Source organism: Pseudomonas sp. HY13-MNA-CIBAN-0226 (assembly GCF_040310305.1).
GTDB classification, from domain to species: Bacteria; Pseudomonadota; Gammaproteobacteria; order Pseudomonadales; family Pseudomonadaceae; genus Aquipseudomonas; species Aquipseudomonas gregormendelii.
This window is the reverse complement of the sequence record NZ_JBEOPS010000020.1, coordinates 24,715-38,572: the sequence shown is the minus strand read 5'-3', so window position 1 is coordinate 38,572 and position 13,858 is coordinate 24,715. Positions and strand designations below refer to the sequence as shown.

Sequence of the window (13,858 nt, the reverse complement as noted above, 5' to 3'; positions counted from 1 at the left end):
GCGGTTTTTGTATACAACATTCAAAGCTTGTACAGTTTGGGTTTTGGCGTATAAATTTTGGGCATCCTCTGCGCTGAATCGAGCCCATCATGAATCGCTCCCGATCCATTCTGCGTCATAGCTTGTGGCTGCTGGCCTTGTTGGCCGGTCATGCGCTGGCCAACTGGCAGGAGGCTTTGCCTGGGGCGCGGATCATTGGTGCCGGCGAATTTCGCTGGTTTGGTTTTGATGTCTATAACGCCCGCCTGTGGAGTGCAGCCAAGCCTTTGGCGAGCGACCAGCCGTTCGCCCTTGAACTCATTTACCAGCGCAAGATTTCCCGGGACGACCTGGTTCAGGCCAGCGTCGATGAAATCAGGCGCCTGTCAGGCGAGTCGGTGAGTGCCGCGCAACTGGAGGCATGGCAGAAGCAGATGCAACAGGCATTTGTCGATGTGCAGGCCGGAACGCGGATCACCGGGGTGTATCTGCCGGGGCAGGGGGCACGGTTTTATGTCGGGCAGCGCTTGCAGCACGAGGTGAACGACCCGGCATTCGCCCGGGCGTTTTTTGATATCTGGCTGGACCCGCGAACACGCAATCCGCAGCTGCGCGAGCAATTGATGGGCGTAGCCAACTCTCGGTAGGAGCTGCCGCAGGCTGCGATCTTTTGATCTTGCTTGCAAGCGCTCCCAACACAGACAAGATCAAAAGATCGTCCGATCGCGGCCCGAGCCTGCGGCAGCTCCTACAGGGGGATGTTTGATTGATGTGTAGAGCACGGGGATCGTTTTGCTGATGCGTGGAGCCCGGTGCGACAGGTGTCACACCGGGTGTGTTGCCAGGCTGCGCGGTTCTTCGTGGGTCCCCGCGCCGCCTGTTGAACGCTTTACGCCCGCTCGATGGCCAGCGCCACGCCCTGGCCGCCACCGATGCACAAGGTGGCGAGGCCTTTCTTGGCGTCACGCTTGATCATTTCGTGCAGCAAGGTCACCAGCACCCGGCAGCCCGATGCGCCAATCGGGTGGCCGAGGGCGATGGCGCCGCCATTGACGTTGACCTTGTTCATGTCCCAGCCCAGGTCCTTGGCCACCGCCAGGGACTGCGCGGCGAAGGCTTCGTTGGCTTCGATCAGGTCAAGCTGACCGATCGACCAGCCGGCCTTGTCCAGGCAGCGGCGAGTGGCCGAGACCGGGCCGATGCCCATGATCGCCGGATCAACGCCCGCATTGGCATAGGCAGCAATTTTTGCCAGCACGGGCAGCCCCAGGGCTTTGGCTTTTGCCGCGCTCATAAGCATTACGGCCGCGGCGCCATCGTTGAGCGACGAAGCATTACCGGCGGTCACCGAACCGTCTTTTTTGAACGCCGGGCGCAGTTTGCCCAGGGCGGCGGCGCTGGTGTCGGCTCGCGGCTGCTCATCGGTGGCGAACGACAGCGGTTCACCCTTGCGCTGGGGAATCAGGATCGGCGTGATTTCATCGACAAAACGTCCGCCTTCAATGGCGGCCGAGGCTTTCTGTTGCGAGGCCGCGGCGAAGGCGTCCTGTTGCTCGCGGGTCAGGTTGTACTGCTCAACCAGGTTCTCGGCGGTGATGCCCATGTGGTAGTCGTTGAACGCGTCCCACAGGCCGTCGCTGATCATGGTGTCGACGATTTGCGCGTGGCCCATGCGCAGGCCGGTACGGGCGCCGGGCATGACGTAGTTGGACAGGCTCATGTTCTCCTGGCCGCCGGCGATCATCACCTCGGCGTCGCCGCAGCGAATCGCCTGGGTGGCCAGGTGCAGGGCCTTGAGGCCCGAACCGCAGACCTTGTTCAGGGTCATGGCTGGCACGGTAAACGGCAGGCCGGCCTTGATGGCGGACTGGCGCGCGGGGTTCTGCCCGGCGCCGGCGGTCAGCACCTGGCCCATGATCACTTCATCCACTTGCGCCGGGTCGAGCCCGGTCTGCGCCAGCAACTGACGGATCACTGCGGCGCCCAGGTCCACGGCGGACACATTGGCCAACGCACCCTGGAAGCTGCCAATGGCGGTACGGGTGGCGGCTACAATTACAACGTCTTGCATGGAATTATTCCTCACTGCGCAGCGAACTGCATTTCCGGAACGTGATCAGGCACGATCAGTTTACCCGCGGTCTTGGCGACGATTTCCTCGACGCTGACACCCGGTGCGCGCTCCTTGAGAATGAACGCGCCGTTTTCGATTTCAAGATAAGCCAGGTCGGTCAGCACGCGCTTGATGCAACCGGCGCCGGTCAGCGGCAGACTGCATTTTGCCAGGAGCTTGGACTCACCGTCCTTCGAGGCGTGGGTCATGATGACGATGATGTTGTCTGCACCGGCCACCAGATCCATGGCGCCGCCCATGCCCTTGACCAGCTTGCCGGGGATCATCCACGAGGCGATGTTGCCTTGCACGTCGACTTCGAAGGCACCCAGCACGGTCAGGTCGACATGCCCACCGCGAATCATCGCGAAGGACTCGGCCGAGGAAAAGATCGACGCGCCGATGCGCGCGGTCACGGTTTGCTTGCCAGCGTTGATCATGTCGGCATCGATGGTTTCTTCGGTCGGGAACGGACCCATGCCGAGCAGGCCGTTTTCCGACTGCAGCATGACTTCCATGCCTTCGGGGATGTAGTTGGCGACCAGGGTCGGGATGCCGATGCCCAAGTTCACGTAAAAGCCGTCCTGCATTTCGCGGGCGACGCGTTGAGCCATTTGTTCGCGGGAAAGTGCCATTGTTGTTATTCCTTCAATTCGGGCCGGGGGCAGGTGATCACTTACGCACGGTGCGCTGTTCTATGCGCTTCTCGAACGTGCCGCAAATGACCCGGTCGACGTAGATGCCAGGGGTATGGATCTGCGCCGGGTCCAGCTCGCCGGGCTCGACGATTTCTTCGACTTCGACCACGGTGATCTTGCCGGCAGTGGCCGCCAGCGGGTTGAAGTTCTGCGCGGTGTGGCGATAGATCACGTTGCCGAAGTGGTCGGCTTTCCAGCCTTTGACGATGGCGAAGTCACCGGTAATGGACTCTTCCATCAGGTACTGGCGACCGTGGAATTCGCGCACTTCCTTGCCGTCGGCAACCGGTGTGCCGACGCCGGTGGCGGTAAAAAAGGCTGGAATGCCAGCGCCGCCAGCGCGCATTTTTTCCGCGAGGGTACCCTGGGGCGTCAGGACGACTTCGATTTCGCCTTTGAGCAGTTGGTCTTCGAACAGTTTGTTCTCACCGACGTACGAGGCCACTACTTTGCTGATCTGCCGGTCTTCCAGCAGCACGCCCAGGCCAAAGCCGTCGACGCCACAGTTGTTGGACACCACAGTGAGGTCGCGTGTGCCTTTGCGCTTGATCTCGGCGATCAGGTTTTCCGGAATCCCGCACAGACCGAAGCCGCCGGCGATGACGGTCATGCCGTCTTCGAGACCTGCCAGCGCTTCCTCGTAGGAACTCACACGCTTGTCGAAACCTGCCATATGCACCTCTTTTATTCTTTATGGGCGGCTGGCTAGCCGAATGACTGAAGTGTCTCGCCGCAAGATTGATTTGTTAAGTTGATTTTTAGCAAGTATTAATAGATAAAACTCACTAATAGAGTTTTCCATTTGCCAAGGCCACTCTGCACTGAGGGAGCAAAACTTGCTCGCGATAGCCATTCCAAGGGCGCCATCGCAGGCAGGCCAGGCACCCACACTGACCAAGGCCACTCTGCGCTGTGGGAGCAAAGCTTGCTCGCGATAGTCATTCCGAGGGCGCCATTGCACGCAGGCCATGCACCCACAAGCTTGCAGCTCACAGTCTCGAGATTCCAGGAGCCAAGCGACATGACCGTCAAACAGATCCGCGCCTTCCTCGCCGTCGCCCAGAGTCTGAGTTTCGCCGTGGCCTGCGAGCGCCTGCACCTGTCGCAATCAGCGCTGAGCCTGACCATCAAGGCGCTGGAAGAAGGCCTGGGTGGGCGCTTGTTTGCGCGCAACACCCGCAACGTCGCACTGACCGCCGAAGGTGAGGCTCTGGTGCCCCTGGCGCGGCGCCTGATCGCCGACTGGGACAACGCCGAGGACGATTTGCGCCAGCGCTTCACCCTGCAACGCGGGCGAGTCACGCTGGCCGCGATGCCCTCGTTTGCCGGCAACCTGTTGCCACCGATCCTCAAGACATTTCGTGCGCGTTACCCCAAGGTCAATGTCACGGTAAATGACGTGATCAACGAGCAGGTGCTGGAAATGGTGCGGGATCGACAGGTCGAGCTGGGTGTGGCGTTTGAGCCAACCACCAGCTCGTCGCTGGCCTTCACACCGCTGTACATGGATCGCTTCGTCGCGGTGGTGCCCCTGGATTCACCGCTGGCCCGGCTTGACGATATCGCCTGGAAGACCCTGCTGCAGGAACCGTTCATCACCCTGCAGCGCCCGTCCACCGTACGGGTGATGCTCGAGGAGCACCTTCAGGCGCGTGGTATGAAATTGCCGGTGGAGTTTGAAAGCCATCAGCTGGCAACGGTGGGGCGTATGGTCGCAAGCGGGCTGGGCGTCAGCGCGGTCCCGGCATTGTGCGCCGGGCAGATGCGCGAACTGGGTGCGCATTGCCTGACCCTGCATGACCCGGTGATTGAGCGGGCGATCGGGGTGTTGACCAAGCCTGGGGTGGAGTTGTCGGCGGCGGCGCAGGCGTTGTTTGATGTGCTGAAGCAAGAAAACGCGGGTCAACAATGTTCATGAACTGAAGAGCGTCCAGGGTGGGAGCAACTGTCTTCCCCCTGCCACATCAATATCGAATCTGCAGACGCCATCGCGGGCAAGCCCGGCTCCCACAGAGATATCTGCCGTACACAAATGCTGCGCCCACCACCGATACCTGTGGGAGCGGGCAAGCCCGGCTCCCACAGTGATCTGCGCCGAACACAAGTGCTGCGCCCACCACAAAAACCCTGTGGGAGCGGCGGTGCGACGATTCGACTTGCCCGCGATGGCAATCTCCCTGCCACATCAATGTCGAATCCGCAGACGCCATCGCCAGCAGGCTTGCTCCCACAGTGGTCTGCGCCGAACACAAATGCTGCGTCCACCACCAATACCTGTGGGAGCGGCGGTGCGACGATTCGACTTGCCCGCGATGGCAATCTCCCTGTCACACCAATTACGAATGTGCAGACGCCATCGCGGGCAAGCCTCACCGGGTCCCCGGAAAATCAGGTGGACAGGTGTTGCGCCAGCAACGGCAGCAGCTGTTCGCACGACGCTTCGATCTTCAGGCCTAGCAGCTCATCGGCCCGCGTCTTGCCCAGATTGATCGCAATCAACGGTTTGCCCTGATCCACCACTGCCCGGCACAAGCGAAACGCCGAATACGCCATCAACGACGACCCCACCACCAGTAATCCAGCGGCTTTCTCAACCGTCGCCATGGCCCTGGCGGCCGTTCCCTGTGCGACGTTCTCGCCAAAGAACACCACGTCGGGTTTCATCCGCTCACCCGCACAATGCGGGCAACGCGGCACCTGGAAGCGCGCTTCGAAAGCAGGGTCGAGCAGGGTGTCGCCATCCGGCGCCTGCACTGCATCCACACCTGCCAGGTAAGGATTGTGCTGTTCCATCTGTTCCTGGATCGAGTCGCGCTCGCTGCGCTCCCCGCAATCCAGGCACAGTACCCGCTGCAAGCTGCCATGCAGTTCGATAACGTCATGGCTGCCGGCCTGATCGTGCAGGGAGTCGACATTCTGAGTGATCAGCGCGCTGATCCGCTGGCTGCATTGCAAATCGGCCAGCGCCTCGTGCGCCACGTTTGGCTGGGCCAGGCGCACGCGCGGCCAGCCCAGCATCGCCCGCGCCCAGTAGCGGCGGCGGGATTCGGCAGCCGAGAGGAACTCCTGGTACATCATCGGCTGCCGACCACGGCGCACGCCCTGGTTGTCCCGGTAATCGGGGATGCCCGAGGGCGTGCTGATACCGGCTCCGGTCAGTACCACGAAGGGTTGTTCGGTCATCAGGTGTCGGAGCTGATCGAGTTGTTCGCGGATTCGGCCATCTAGCATGTTCAACACTCCAGAGATCTTCCCATTGTAGGAGCTGCCGGAGGTTCGGGCCGCGATCGGACGATCTTTTGATTTTGATTGTTAAAGATCAAGGTCAAGAGATCGTCCGATCGCGGGCCGAACCTTCGGCTGCTCCTGCGCGGACCCCACCGGCGTGTTATTTGCGCGCCTCCAGTATCAGGTTGAACGGAATGAACAGGACGCCAGGGGTGTCCTGTGTGCATTAAGTTTAGTTCGCAGGATCTAAGGCGCGTTTCCAAACGACGAAAGTGCTAACTGGAGCAAGCCCGCTCCCACAGGGGGACTCGGGTGTTGCGTGTATTGGAGTGTATCCAGCCCGCCTGGCGATACAAATGCCCACACTCCCGGCCCCCACCGAACACAGGCCCGATACATGCCGACGCTTAACTGGACATCCGTTTCCACCACCCCGGAATCAACTGCATGCACAGTCCCAAGCCCCCAGCAAAAAACCGCGTCGGCCTCGGCCTGCGTCGAGTCCTGATGAAGGACTTGCAGGCTGCCCCGGCAGGGGATTTCGACTTTCTCGAGCTCGCCCCGGAAAACTGGATCGGCGTGGGGGGCGCACAGGGTGCGGCGTTGCGCGCCCTGGCGGAAAAGTTTGCGCTGTCGTGTCATGGCTTATCGTTGTCCCTGGGTGGGCCGGCACCGCTGGACGTCGCATTTGTGCGCGAGGTCCGGGTTTTTCTCGAGCTCTACAATGTGCCGCTGTACAGCGAACACCTGAGCTACTGCAGTGATGACGGCCACCTCTACGACCTGCTGCCCTTGCCGTTCACCGAAGAAGCAGTGCACCACGTGGCCGCGCGGATTCGCCAGGCCCAGGACATCCTGGGGCGGCGCCTGGCGGTGGAAAACGTGTCCTATTACGCGGCGCCGCGCCAGGACATGGACGAAGTCACGTTCACCAATGCGGTGCTGCGTGAAGCTGACTGCGACCTGCTGCTGGACGTCAACAATGTGTACGTCAACTCGATCAATCATGGTTTTGATCCGCAGGCGTTCCTGCTCGGCATCGACCCGGGGCGGGTGGTGGGCATGCACGTGGCCGGACATTTCGACGAGTCGGACACCTTGAAGATCGACACCCACGGGGCTTCGGTGAAGCCTGCGGTCTGGTCGTTGCTGGCGCAGGCCTATGCGCGGTTCTGTGCGCAACCGACGCTGCTGGAACGGGACTTCAATTTCCCGGTATTTGCCGAGTTGGTCGCCGAACTGCAAACCATCCGCCGTCTGCAGGCCGCAGGAGTGAATCGTGGATAAGCCCGGCCTGTTTCAGGAGCAGATTACCTTTGGCCGCTACCTGCGCGACCCCGACCATTGCGCGCCGCCCGGCCACATGGACGCGGCAAGGGCCCAGGTTTACCGCGACCTGATCTTTGCCAATCTGTCGCAATTGCTCAGCGCTACTTTCCCTGTGTTGATCAGGATCCTCGGCGAGGCGCGCTGGCGCCTGCTGGTGCGCAGTTTTCTGCGTGACCATCGCGCGCGCACGCCGAAATTCGGCGAAATCGCCGAGGAGTTCGTGGGCTTTGTGGCGACTGTCCCCCAAGGCGACTGGCCCGGGTTCATGGTCGAACTGGCACATTACGAATGGGTCGAGATGGCGTTGCAACAGTCCGACGCCGAACCCCTGCCTGTCAGCACTGGCGCAAGCTTACTGGATCGCCCGCTGCGCGTTTCGCCGCTCGCCTGGCCATTGGCGTATGCCTGGCCGGTCCAGCAGGTCGGGCCGGATTTCCAGCCGTCAATGCCGCCGGCCCAGCCTACGTTGCTGCTGGTGCGTCGCGGCGAAGACTGGAGCGTGAAGTTTTCCGAACTGAGCCCATTGGCCTGGCGCCTGTTGCAGCGCATAAACGAGTTTCCCGCACTCAATGGCCAGGCCCAGTTGCAAGCCCTTGCACAGGAGGCCGGTGCTGAAGACGTGCCCGCTTTCGTGGCGAGCGGCCTGGCCTTGTTGCAGCAGTTGCACGGGGAGGGCGTGGTGGGAGGAGTGGCCCGGTGAGTGTGATTCCCGGGCCGAGCACTTACCGGGAGCGGGTCGCAGCGCCCGGCCAGCCGGCCTGACCCAGGGCTTTGAGCAGCGTGTGTGCGTCCAGTCCCGGCACCGCATGGCCGTTGTCTTAGGCGGAGTCGGAGGCCAGGCACACCACGATCGAACGCGAGCAGGCTCGCTCCCACAGGGGATCTTCGCCGGGCGCGGAATACGTGCACGACGCGGGGTCGATGGTCCTATAGCCGGAACACGAGCGCCTTCAACCCACACTCGATATCAGCGTCTGGAAACTCCGGCGGGTTTTCCAGTCGCCGCTCGAACCGCAGGCTCGGCGCTTCCCGGGTGACGCCTTCGATGAGGAAATCTGCACCGAATGCCGGGTCGTTCATGCAGGCCAGCACCGTGCCCTCGGAGCCCAGCAGCTCCGGGAGCCGGCGCAAGACTCGCTGGTAATCCTTGGTCAGCAGGAAGCTGCCTTTCTGGAAGGACGGCGGGTCGATGATCACCAGGTCATAGGGCCCCTTGCCGATTACCTTGCCCCAGGACTTGAACAGGTCGTGCCCCAGGAACGTCACCTTGCCCAGGTCGTGCCCGTTGAGCCGGTGATTGTCGCGACCGCGGCTCAGGGCCGCGCTTGACATGTCCAGGTTGACCACATGCTCGGCGCCGCCTTCGATTGCTGTCACGGAAAAGCCGCAAGTGTAGGCAAACAGATTGAGCACGCGCTTGCCCTGCGCATTGGCCCGCACCCAGTCGCGCCCGTAGCGCATATCGAGGAACAGGCCGTTGTTCTGCTTGCGGCCCAGGTCCACCCGATAGCGCAGGCCGCCCTCGGTGATGGTCATGTCATCGAGGGCGTCCCCCACCAGCCATTCGGTGGTGCTTTGCGGCAGGTAGCGGTGCTGCAACGCGAGCGTATGTGCGCCGCAGGCCACCCAGGCAGGCGAAGCGGCCAGCCGCAACAGGTCTGCCTTCAGCGCCTCCAATTGCGCCGCCTGCGGTTCCTTGAACAGCGACACCAGCACCACCCCTTGCAACCAGTCGACTGTCACCTGTTCCAGGCCCGGCCAGCAACGCCCGCGGCCATGGAACAGCCGGCGGGTTTCGGCGGGGGCGTCTGCCAGGGCGGTCAGCAGATGGGCGTGGAGGAGGGCGAGCGCTTCTGGATTCATCGGCCTGGTTCGGTCATTTGAGGGGGCGGCATTTAACCACAACTTGGGCTAGCGCCTGCTTTCCGGGTGTCGGGAGTTATCACGTTTAATTTAACTTTTCGTGAGGATTTGGCGATCTGATGGCCCACATACTCGGTTCCATCGAACACCAGTCGCCGGGAGAGCCACCATGTTGCAGCAACCCACGGTCAGCACGCATCCGCGCTGGTTACGACTGACTCACTGGCTCAATGCCTTGGCGGTGTTGGTGATGGTCACCAGCGGCTGGCGCATCTACAACGCCTCGCCGCTCTACGATTTCAGTTTTCCCCCGTCGATCACCCTGGGTGGCTGGCTCGGCGGGGCGCTGCAATGGCATTTCGCGGCGATGTGGTTTCTGGTCGTCAATGGCGTCATTTATTTATTGGTCAACCTCATCAGTGGGCGCCTGTCGCGACGGTTTTTCCCCCTGTCGCCCAAAGGTGTCGGGCACGACCTGCTGGCCGCGCTGCGGGGCAAGTTGGGGCATGCGGACCTGCGCCAGTACAACCAGGTGCAGCGCCTTGCCTACCTGTTTGTAATGCTCGACATCGCGCTGCTGGTGGTCTCCGGACTGGTGCTGTGGAAGTCCGTGCAGTTCCCTTTGTTGCGCGAGCTGCTGGGGGGCTACGAAGCGGCGCGGCACGTTCACTTTATTGCCATGGCGCTGTTGCTGGGGTTTGTCGCGGTGCACTTGGTGATGGTCGCGCTGGTCCCCAAAACCCTGGTTGCCATGCTGTTCGGTCACAAGGAACCCTTATGAAAAAGCGCATTCAAGGACCCGGGCTGGATGAAGCGTCCATTCTCGCCGACGCTCGCAAAATCATCGCCCCGCAAATCGAAGACCGCTCGCGCCGCTCGTTTCTGTTGCGTGGCCTGACCCTCGGCGGGGTGGCGATGTTGTCCGGTTGCAACCTGACCGGCAACGACAGCGTCGAGAGCGCGTTGTCTTCGATGTCGCGCTTCAACGATCGGGTGCAGGGCTGGCTGTTCAACCCCAATGCACTGGCGCCCACCTATCCGGCGTCGATGATCACCCGGCCATTTCCGTTCAATGCCTTCTACGGTATCGACGAAGCGCCGACCGTCGAGGCCGACAGTTTCCGACTGGAAGTCACCGGCCTGGTCGCCGACAAACGCAGCTGGCGTCTGGAGGAACTGCGCGCCATGGCCCAGGCCGAACAGATCACCCGGCACATTTGCGTCGAAGGCTGGAGCGCGATAGGTCGCTGGGGCGGGGTGCCTTTCAGCGATTTCCTCAGGCGTATCGGCGCCGATACGCACGCCAGATACGTGGGCTTCAAATGCGCGGACGATTACTACACCAGCATCGACATGGCCACCGCGCTGCACCCGCAAACCCTGCTGGCGCTGACCTACGACGGCGCGGTGCTGCCGCGTGAGTACGGCTTCCCGATGAAGCTGCGCATGCCCACCAAGCTGGGCTACAAAAATCCCAAGCATATCCAGGCGATTTTCGTCAGTAACACCTACACCGGCGGCTACTGGGAAGACCAGGGTTACAACTGGTTCGGTGGCAGCTGACGGACACCCGCCAGGTTCATCCGCGCAGCCCGTGTTGCGCACATTCGCACCTCAGCTCCAGGAGATTCATCATGAAAAAACTGACCAGCATTGCCCTGTCCATGTGCCTCGCAGCAGGGGCCGCCAGCGTGTTTGCCGCCGATACCATGAGTCCGGACGGTATGAGCAAGGACTCGATGTCCAAGGACGCGATGAAAAAAGACTCGATGAACAAAGACAGCATGAGCAAGGACGCCATGAAGCAGGACAGCATGTCCAAGGACGGGATGAAAAAGGACAGCATGTCCAAAGACGGGATGAAAAAGGACGCAATGTCCAAAGACGCCATGAAAAAGGACGACATGGCCAAGTGATCTACGCTTCGTGAACGGCTGGACGCCTGATTTCGTCGACTGCCTGTATCAAAAATGAATTTCCGCCGAGTCCGCTGCTCATACCTGTAAGCAGCGGATTTGAGCCCGCGAAATTTTTGAGCAATCAGGGAGTGGCACCGTCATGAGTCCAGTCACAACGGCAAGCGATCACCTTCCCGACGGGTTGATTCTTGTAGTGGAGGATGATCCGTTGATCCTGGAGTTTCTCTGCGAAATTCTTCAGGACGAAGGTTTTACCGTTGAACCCCAGGTCAGTGCGGACGCGGCAGCGGTCTATCTGGAGCAGCACTCCGACAAGGTCAGTTTGTTGCTGACCGATATCACCATGCCCGGCAAACTCAACGGTGCCGACCTGGCGAATCAGTTCGGCGATCGCTGGCCGGACAAGCCGATCATGATCATGTCAGGGTTCGAAACGCCGGAGACTTCCGGGGTTCGGCACGATGTTTCTTTCATCAAGAAACCTTGGGCGCTCGGGCAATTGCTCGATTGCGTTGAAGGGGCGCTGAAGAAAGCCCCGGTGCAACGTTGATCCTGTACATTGGGTGAAACCCCGCCCGTTATCTGGATAGGAAGTCTGCTTTTGCCTGCTGACGACGCTGTTTTCAATCGCGCTTACCGCGCCTTTCTCTTCGACATGGATGGCACCGTTCTCAACTCCATTGCTGCCGCCGAGCGAATCTGGACTACCTGGGCCCTGCGCCACGGCATCGATGTCGCGTCGTTCCTGCCCACCATTCATGGCGCCCGTGCCATCGACACGGTTAACCGTCAAGGTTTGCCGGGGATTGATGCACAGGCAGAAGCAGCCTGGGTTACCCAGGCCGAGATCGAGGACGTAGAGGGCATTGTCGAGGTGTCGGGGGCCGCGCGGTTCTTGCAGTCGCTACCGGCCAGGCAGTGGGCGATAGTAACTTCGGCGCCCAAGGCATTGGCTTTGCGGCGGATGGCAGCGGCCGGTGTCCCGGCGCCCGCCGTGATGATCACCGCCGAGGATGTCAGCGCGGGCAAGCCTGATCCTGCCGGTTACAAACTGGCGGCCGAGCGGTTGGGGGTAGAGATTGGCGAGTGCCTGATTTTTGAAGATGCCAGTGTGGGCATCCAGGCGGCTGAGACGTCCGGCGCTGATCTGCTGGTGATCACCTCGACGCATCCGCACCCGATGGATACGCCCCACGCGACGCTGGAAAGCTATGAACGGGTGGGTGTTGTGTTGTGTGCAGACGGGCAACTGACCTTGCAACAGCTCTAAAACAACTCCGCCCGTAGGAGCTACCGAAGGCTGCGATACAACTGCGTCCTTAGGAGCTGCCGCAGACTGCGATAACAACTCCGTCCGTAGGAGCTGCCGCAGGCTGCGATCTTTTGATCTTCAGCAATTACGAAAAATCAAAAGATCGCAGCCTGCGGCAGCTCCTACAGGGACGCCGCAGGACGTGTCGGGTTGGCTTACTGCCCCGACGCAGCACCATCATTGATCAGGATGGCCCGGGCCAGGTCTTCATCGCTGGCGTTCAGGCCAGGATTGTCCTGGCGAATCTGATGCATCACCGACTCCAAATACACCCCGCGAATGGCGCCGCCGCTGGCAACGAAGCTTGAGGCATCATCCTTGGCTGGAATCATCAATTTGTGATCCTTGAACGTGGAATACAGCGACGCTGAAACCCCGGCCGAAGTGGCGACATCGCCGGCATCGACTTTGGCCATGGCGGAACCGAACGGCAAGCAAAGTACCAGTGAAGAGATCAGAACAAGACGGCGCATGACGGTGTCCTCCGACAGCTTGAAGCGTAAGTGAATTACCACATACCTTAAGATGCGTGTCGGGGCTCAGTAGTTCCTTGAGCGGCAGATAATCATTTCAGACAACAATCCTCACTCGCCATTTCAAGGCTCTTGTGCACCTATGCAGGCCCTGGCAGGCATGCCGTGTGATACCGCAACGCGGATAGATTGCCCGCAGCTGTCTGTTTCCCCAAATCGTCACCTGTACCGGTGATCAGCGCCCAGGCTGGCGGGGCTCAGCGGGTCTAAACTTGGCAGTGCGCCCATCGCAATGGGAGAACTGCAATGATCAATACAGCTACTGCCTGCATGCTGGCCGATTACAAGCGCTGGGCGGACCTGCGCCTGTTCGACAGCCTCGCCGCGCTGCCACCCGGTGAAGTCGATAAACAACGGGTCTCGGTGTTCAACAATATGATTGGCACCTTGAACCACATCTACGTGGTGGACTGTATCTGGCAAGCCCACCTGGAGGGCCGCGGACACGGTTTCAAAACCTCACACGGTCTGCTCCACGCCGACCTGCCGGAACTGCGCCAGGCGCAGAAGGATATCGATCACTGGTACTGCGACTGGAGCGCCAGTCAAACCGATGCCTCGCTGCTCAAACCGGTCGAGTTCGCATTCGTTTCCGGCGAAAACGGCACCATGAGCGCGGGCGCGATGCTGATGCACGTGATCAACCATGCCAGCTATCACCGTGGCTGGGTGGTGCAGATGTACTTCGAGATCCCGGCCATGCCACCGGTAACGGACCTGCCGGTGTTCCTGCGCGAACATGATCCGCAGCTGAAGACGCAGAAAGCACCTGCGGCGGCGCCGTCATGTGTCGGGCTATTCGCGAGCGCCACCAACGTTTTGCCGGACCGTTATCGTTGACGCCGCTTCACACCCTCGACAGCGGCGTCAGCCCAATGTCGAAG

General features: G+C 61.0%; 16 protein-coding genes. 10 read left to right on the top strand and 6 right to left on the bottom strand.

Features of this window, described 5'->3' with window-relative positions; all coding sequences use genetic code 11:
- Positions 1-89: 89 nt before the first annotated feature.
- Entirely contained in the window at positions 90-626 is a 537-nt protein-coding gene (locus AAEZ05_RS21180; protein ID WP_350648695.1) for a chalcone isomerase family protein, read from the top strand.
- A 242-nt stretch (positions 627-868) separates the two neighbouring features.
- On the opposite strand, the gene AAEZ05_RS21175 is transcribed toward AAEZ05_RS21180, so the two are convergent.
- The 3 genes from AAEZ05_RS21175 to AAEZ05_RS21165 are packed head-to-tail and all read right to left on the bottom strand — an operon-like array spanning position 869 to position 3,463.
- Positions 869-2,050 (bottom strand): acetyl-CoA C-acetyltransferase, encoded by a 1,182-nt coding sequence (locus AAEZ05_RS21175; RefSeq protein WP_045060541.1) that lies wholly within the window; start codon positions 2,048-2,050, stop codon positions 869-871.
- Between the two features lie 11 nt (positions 2,051-2,061).
- The gene (locus AAEZ05_RS21170; protein ID WP_045060542.1) at positions 2,062-2,727 is read right to left on the bottom strand and encodes a CoA transferase subunit B; all 666 of its coding nucleotides are present in this window, start codon (positions 2,725-2,727) and stop codon (positions 2,062-2,064) included.
- A 37-nt stretch (positions 2,728-2,764) separates the two neighbouring features.
- Complete coding sequence (locus AAEZ05_RS21165; RefSeq protein ID WP_045060543.1) at positions 2,765-3,463, bottom strand: CoA transferase subunit A; 699 nt, start codon at positions 3,461-3,463, stop codon at positions 2,765-2,767.
- Positions 3,464-3,811: 348 nt separating this feature from the next.
- On the opposite strand from AAEZ05_RS21165, the gene AAEZ05_RS21160 reads away from it, so the two are divergent.
- Positions 3,812-4,708: a LysR family transcriptional regulator gene (locus tag AAEZ05_RS21160; protein ID WP_350648692.1), complete on the top strand. Its 897-nt coding sequence runs from the start codon at positions 3,812-3,814 to the stop codon at positions 4,706-4,708.
- 470 nt (positions 4,709-5,178) lie between these two features.
- Here AAEZ05_RS21160 and AAEZ05_RS21155 read toward each other — a convergent pair whose 3' ends face one another.
- Positions 5,179-6,021 carry an NAD-dependent protein deacetylase gene (locus tag AAEZ05_RS21155; RefSeq protein WP_350648690.1) on the bottom strand — a complete coding sequence of 281 codons (843 nt, stop codon included), beginning with the start codon at positions 6,019-6,021 and terminating at the stop codon, positions 5,179-5,181.
- Between the two features lie 444 nt (positions 6,022-6,465).
- Between AAEZ05_RS21155 and AAEZ05_RS21150 the strand changes: the two genes are divergently transcribed.
- Positions 6,466-7,305, top strand: a complete 840-nt coding sequence (locus tag AAEZ05_RS21150; RefSeq protein ID WP_350648688.1) for an HvfB family MNIO-type RiPP peptide maturase — start codon at positions 6,466-6,468, stop codon at positions 7,303-7,305.
- Positions 7,298-8,047 carry an HvfC family RiPP maturation protein gene (locus AAEZ05_RS21145; protein ID WP_045060386.1) on the top strand — a complete coding sequence of 250 codons (750 nt, stop codon included), beginning with the start codon at positions 7,298-7,300 and terminating at the stop codon, positions 8,045-8,047. Before AAEZ05_RS21150 ends, AAEZ05_RS21145 begins: the two co-directional genes overlap by 8 nt.
- A gap of 227 nt (positions 8,048-8,274) precedes the next feature.
- On the opposite strand, the gene AAEZ05_RS21140 is transcribed toward AAEZ05_RS21145, so the two are convergent.
- On the bottom strand, positions 8,275-9,210 hold the full coding sequence (locus AAEZ05_RS21140; RefSeq protein WP_045060387.1) for a class I SAM-dependent methyltransferase: 936 nt from the start codon (positions 9,208-9,210) through the stop codon (positions 8,275-8,277).
- Positions 9,211-9,379: 169 nt separating this feature from the next.
- Between AAEZ05_RS21140 and AAEZ05_RS21135 the strand changes: the two genes are divergently transcribed.
- From AAEZ05_RS21135 to AAEZ05_RS21115, 5 genes are all read left to right on the top strand, one after another.
- Positions 9,380-9,991 (top strand): cytochrome b/b6 domain-containing protein, encoded by a 612-nt coding sequence (locus AAEZ05_RS21135; RefSeq protein ID WP_045060388.1) that lies wholly within the window; start codon positions 9,380-9,382, stop codon positions 9,989-9,991.
- A complete protein-coding gene (locus tag AAEZ05_RS21130; RefSeq protein WP_350648685.1) occupies positions 9,988-10,773 on the top strand; it encodes a molybdopterin-dependent oxidoreductase in 786 nt (261 codons plus the stop codon). The genes AAEZ05_RS21135 and AAEZ05_RS21130 overlap by 4 nt, the downstream gene beginning before the upstream one ends.
- 71 nt (positions 10,774-10,844) lie before the next feature.
- Positions 10,845-11,126, top strand: a complete 282-nt coding sequence (locus AAEZ05_RS21125; RefSeq protein WP_045060390.1) for a pentapeptide MXKDX repeat protein — start codon at positions 10,845-10,847, stop codon at positions 11,124-11,126.
- Between the two features lie 142 nt (positions 11,127-11,268).
- Complete coding sequence (locus tag AAEZ05_RS21120) at positions 11,269-11,679, top strand: response regulator (protein WP_205893355.1); 411 nt, start codon at positions 11,269-11,271, stop codon at positions 11,677-11,679.
- Positions 11,680-11,730: 51 nt separating this feature from the next.
- Positions 11,731-12,399, top strand: a complete 669-nt coding sequence (locus tag AAEZ05_RS21115; RefSeq protein WP_350648683.1) for an HAD-IA family hydrolase — start codon at positions 11,731-11,733, stop codon at positions 12,397-12,399.
- A 197-nt stretch (positions 12,400-12,596) separates the two neighbouring features.
- Here AAEZ05_RS21115 and AAEZ05_RS21110 read toward each other — a convergent pair whose 3' ends face one another.
- On the bottom strand, positions 12,597-12,914 hold the full coding sequence (locus AAEZ05_RS21110; protein ID WP_045060428.1) for a DUF2388 domain-containing protein: 318 nt from the start codon (positions 12,912-12,914) through the stop codon (positions 12,597-12,599).
- A gap of 306 nt (positions 12,915-13,220) precedes the next feature.
- Between AAEZ05_RS21110 and AAEZ05_RS21105 the strand changes: the two genes are divergently transcribed.
- Positions 13,221-13,814 carry a DinB family protein gene (locus tag AAEZ05_RS21105; protein WP_045060392.1) on the top strand — a complete coding sequence of 198 codons (594 nt, stop codon included), beginning with the start codon at positions 13,221-13,223 and terminating at the stop codon, positions 13,812-13,814.
- Positions 13,815-13,858: the final 44 nt, after the last annotated feature.

Bases quoted from the DNA above. Each gene is read 5' to 3' on its own strand.
- AAEZ05_RS21160 (WP_350648692.1), top strand. From the start codon at position 3,812: ATGACCGTCAAACAGATCCGCGCCTTCCTCGCCGTCGCCCAGAGTCTG.
- AAEZ05_RS21175 (WP_045060541.1), bottom strand. From the start codon at position 2,050: ATGCAAGACGTTGTAATTGTAGCCGCCACCCGTACCGCCATTGGCAGC.
- AAEZ05_RS21155 (WP_350648690.1), bottom strand. From the start codon at position 6,021: ATGCTAGATGGCCGAATCCGCGAACAACTCGATCAGCTCCGACACCTG.
- AAEZ05_RS21105 (WP_045060392.1), top strand. From the start codon at position 13,221: ATGATCAATACAGCTACTGCCTGCATGCTGGCCGATTACAAGCGCTGG.
- AAEZ05_RS21110 (WP_045060428.1), bottom strand. From the start codon at position 12,914: ATGCGCCGTCTTGTTCTGATCTCTTCACTGGTACTTTGCTTGCCGTTC.
- AAEZ05_RS21135 (WP_045060388.1), top strand. From the start codon at position 9,380: ATGTTGCAGCAACCCACGGTCAGCACGCATCCGCGCTGGTTACGACTG.
- AAEZ05_RS21170 (WP_045060542.1), bottom strand. From the start codon at position 2,727: ATGGCACTTTCCCGCGAACAAATGGCTCAACGCGTCGCCCGCGAAATG.
- AAEZ05_RS21150 (WP_350648688.1), top strand. From the start codon at position 6,466: ATGCACAGTCCCAAGCCCCCAGCAAAAAACCGCGTCGGCCTCGGCCTG.
- AAEZ05_RS21180 (WP_350648695.1), top strand. From the start codon at position 90: ATGAATCGCTCCCGATCCATTCTGCGTCATAGCTTGTGGCTGCTGGCC.
- AAEZ05_RS21140 (WP_045060387.1), bottom strand. From the start codon at position 9,210: ATGAATCCAGAAGCGCTCGCCCTCCTCCACGCCCATCTGCTGACCGCC.
- AAEZ05_RS21165 (WP_045060543.1), bottom strand. From the start codon at position 3,463: ATGGCAGGTTTCGACAAGCGTGTGAGTTCCTACGAGGAAGCGCTGGCA.
- AAEZ05_RS21130 (WP_350648685.1), top strand. From the start codon at position 9,988: ATGAAAAAGCGCATTCAAGGACCCGGGCTGGATGAAGCGTCCATTCTC.
- AAEZ05_RS21120 (WP_205893355.1), top strand. From the start codon at position 11,269: ATGAGTCCAGTCACAACGGCAAGCGATCACCTTCCCGACGGGTTGATT.
- AAEZ05_RS21125 (WP_045060390.1), top strand. From the start codon at position 10,845: ATGAAAAAACTGACCAGCATTGCCCTGTCCATGTGCCTCGCAGCAGGG.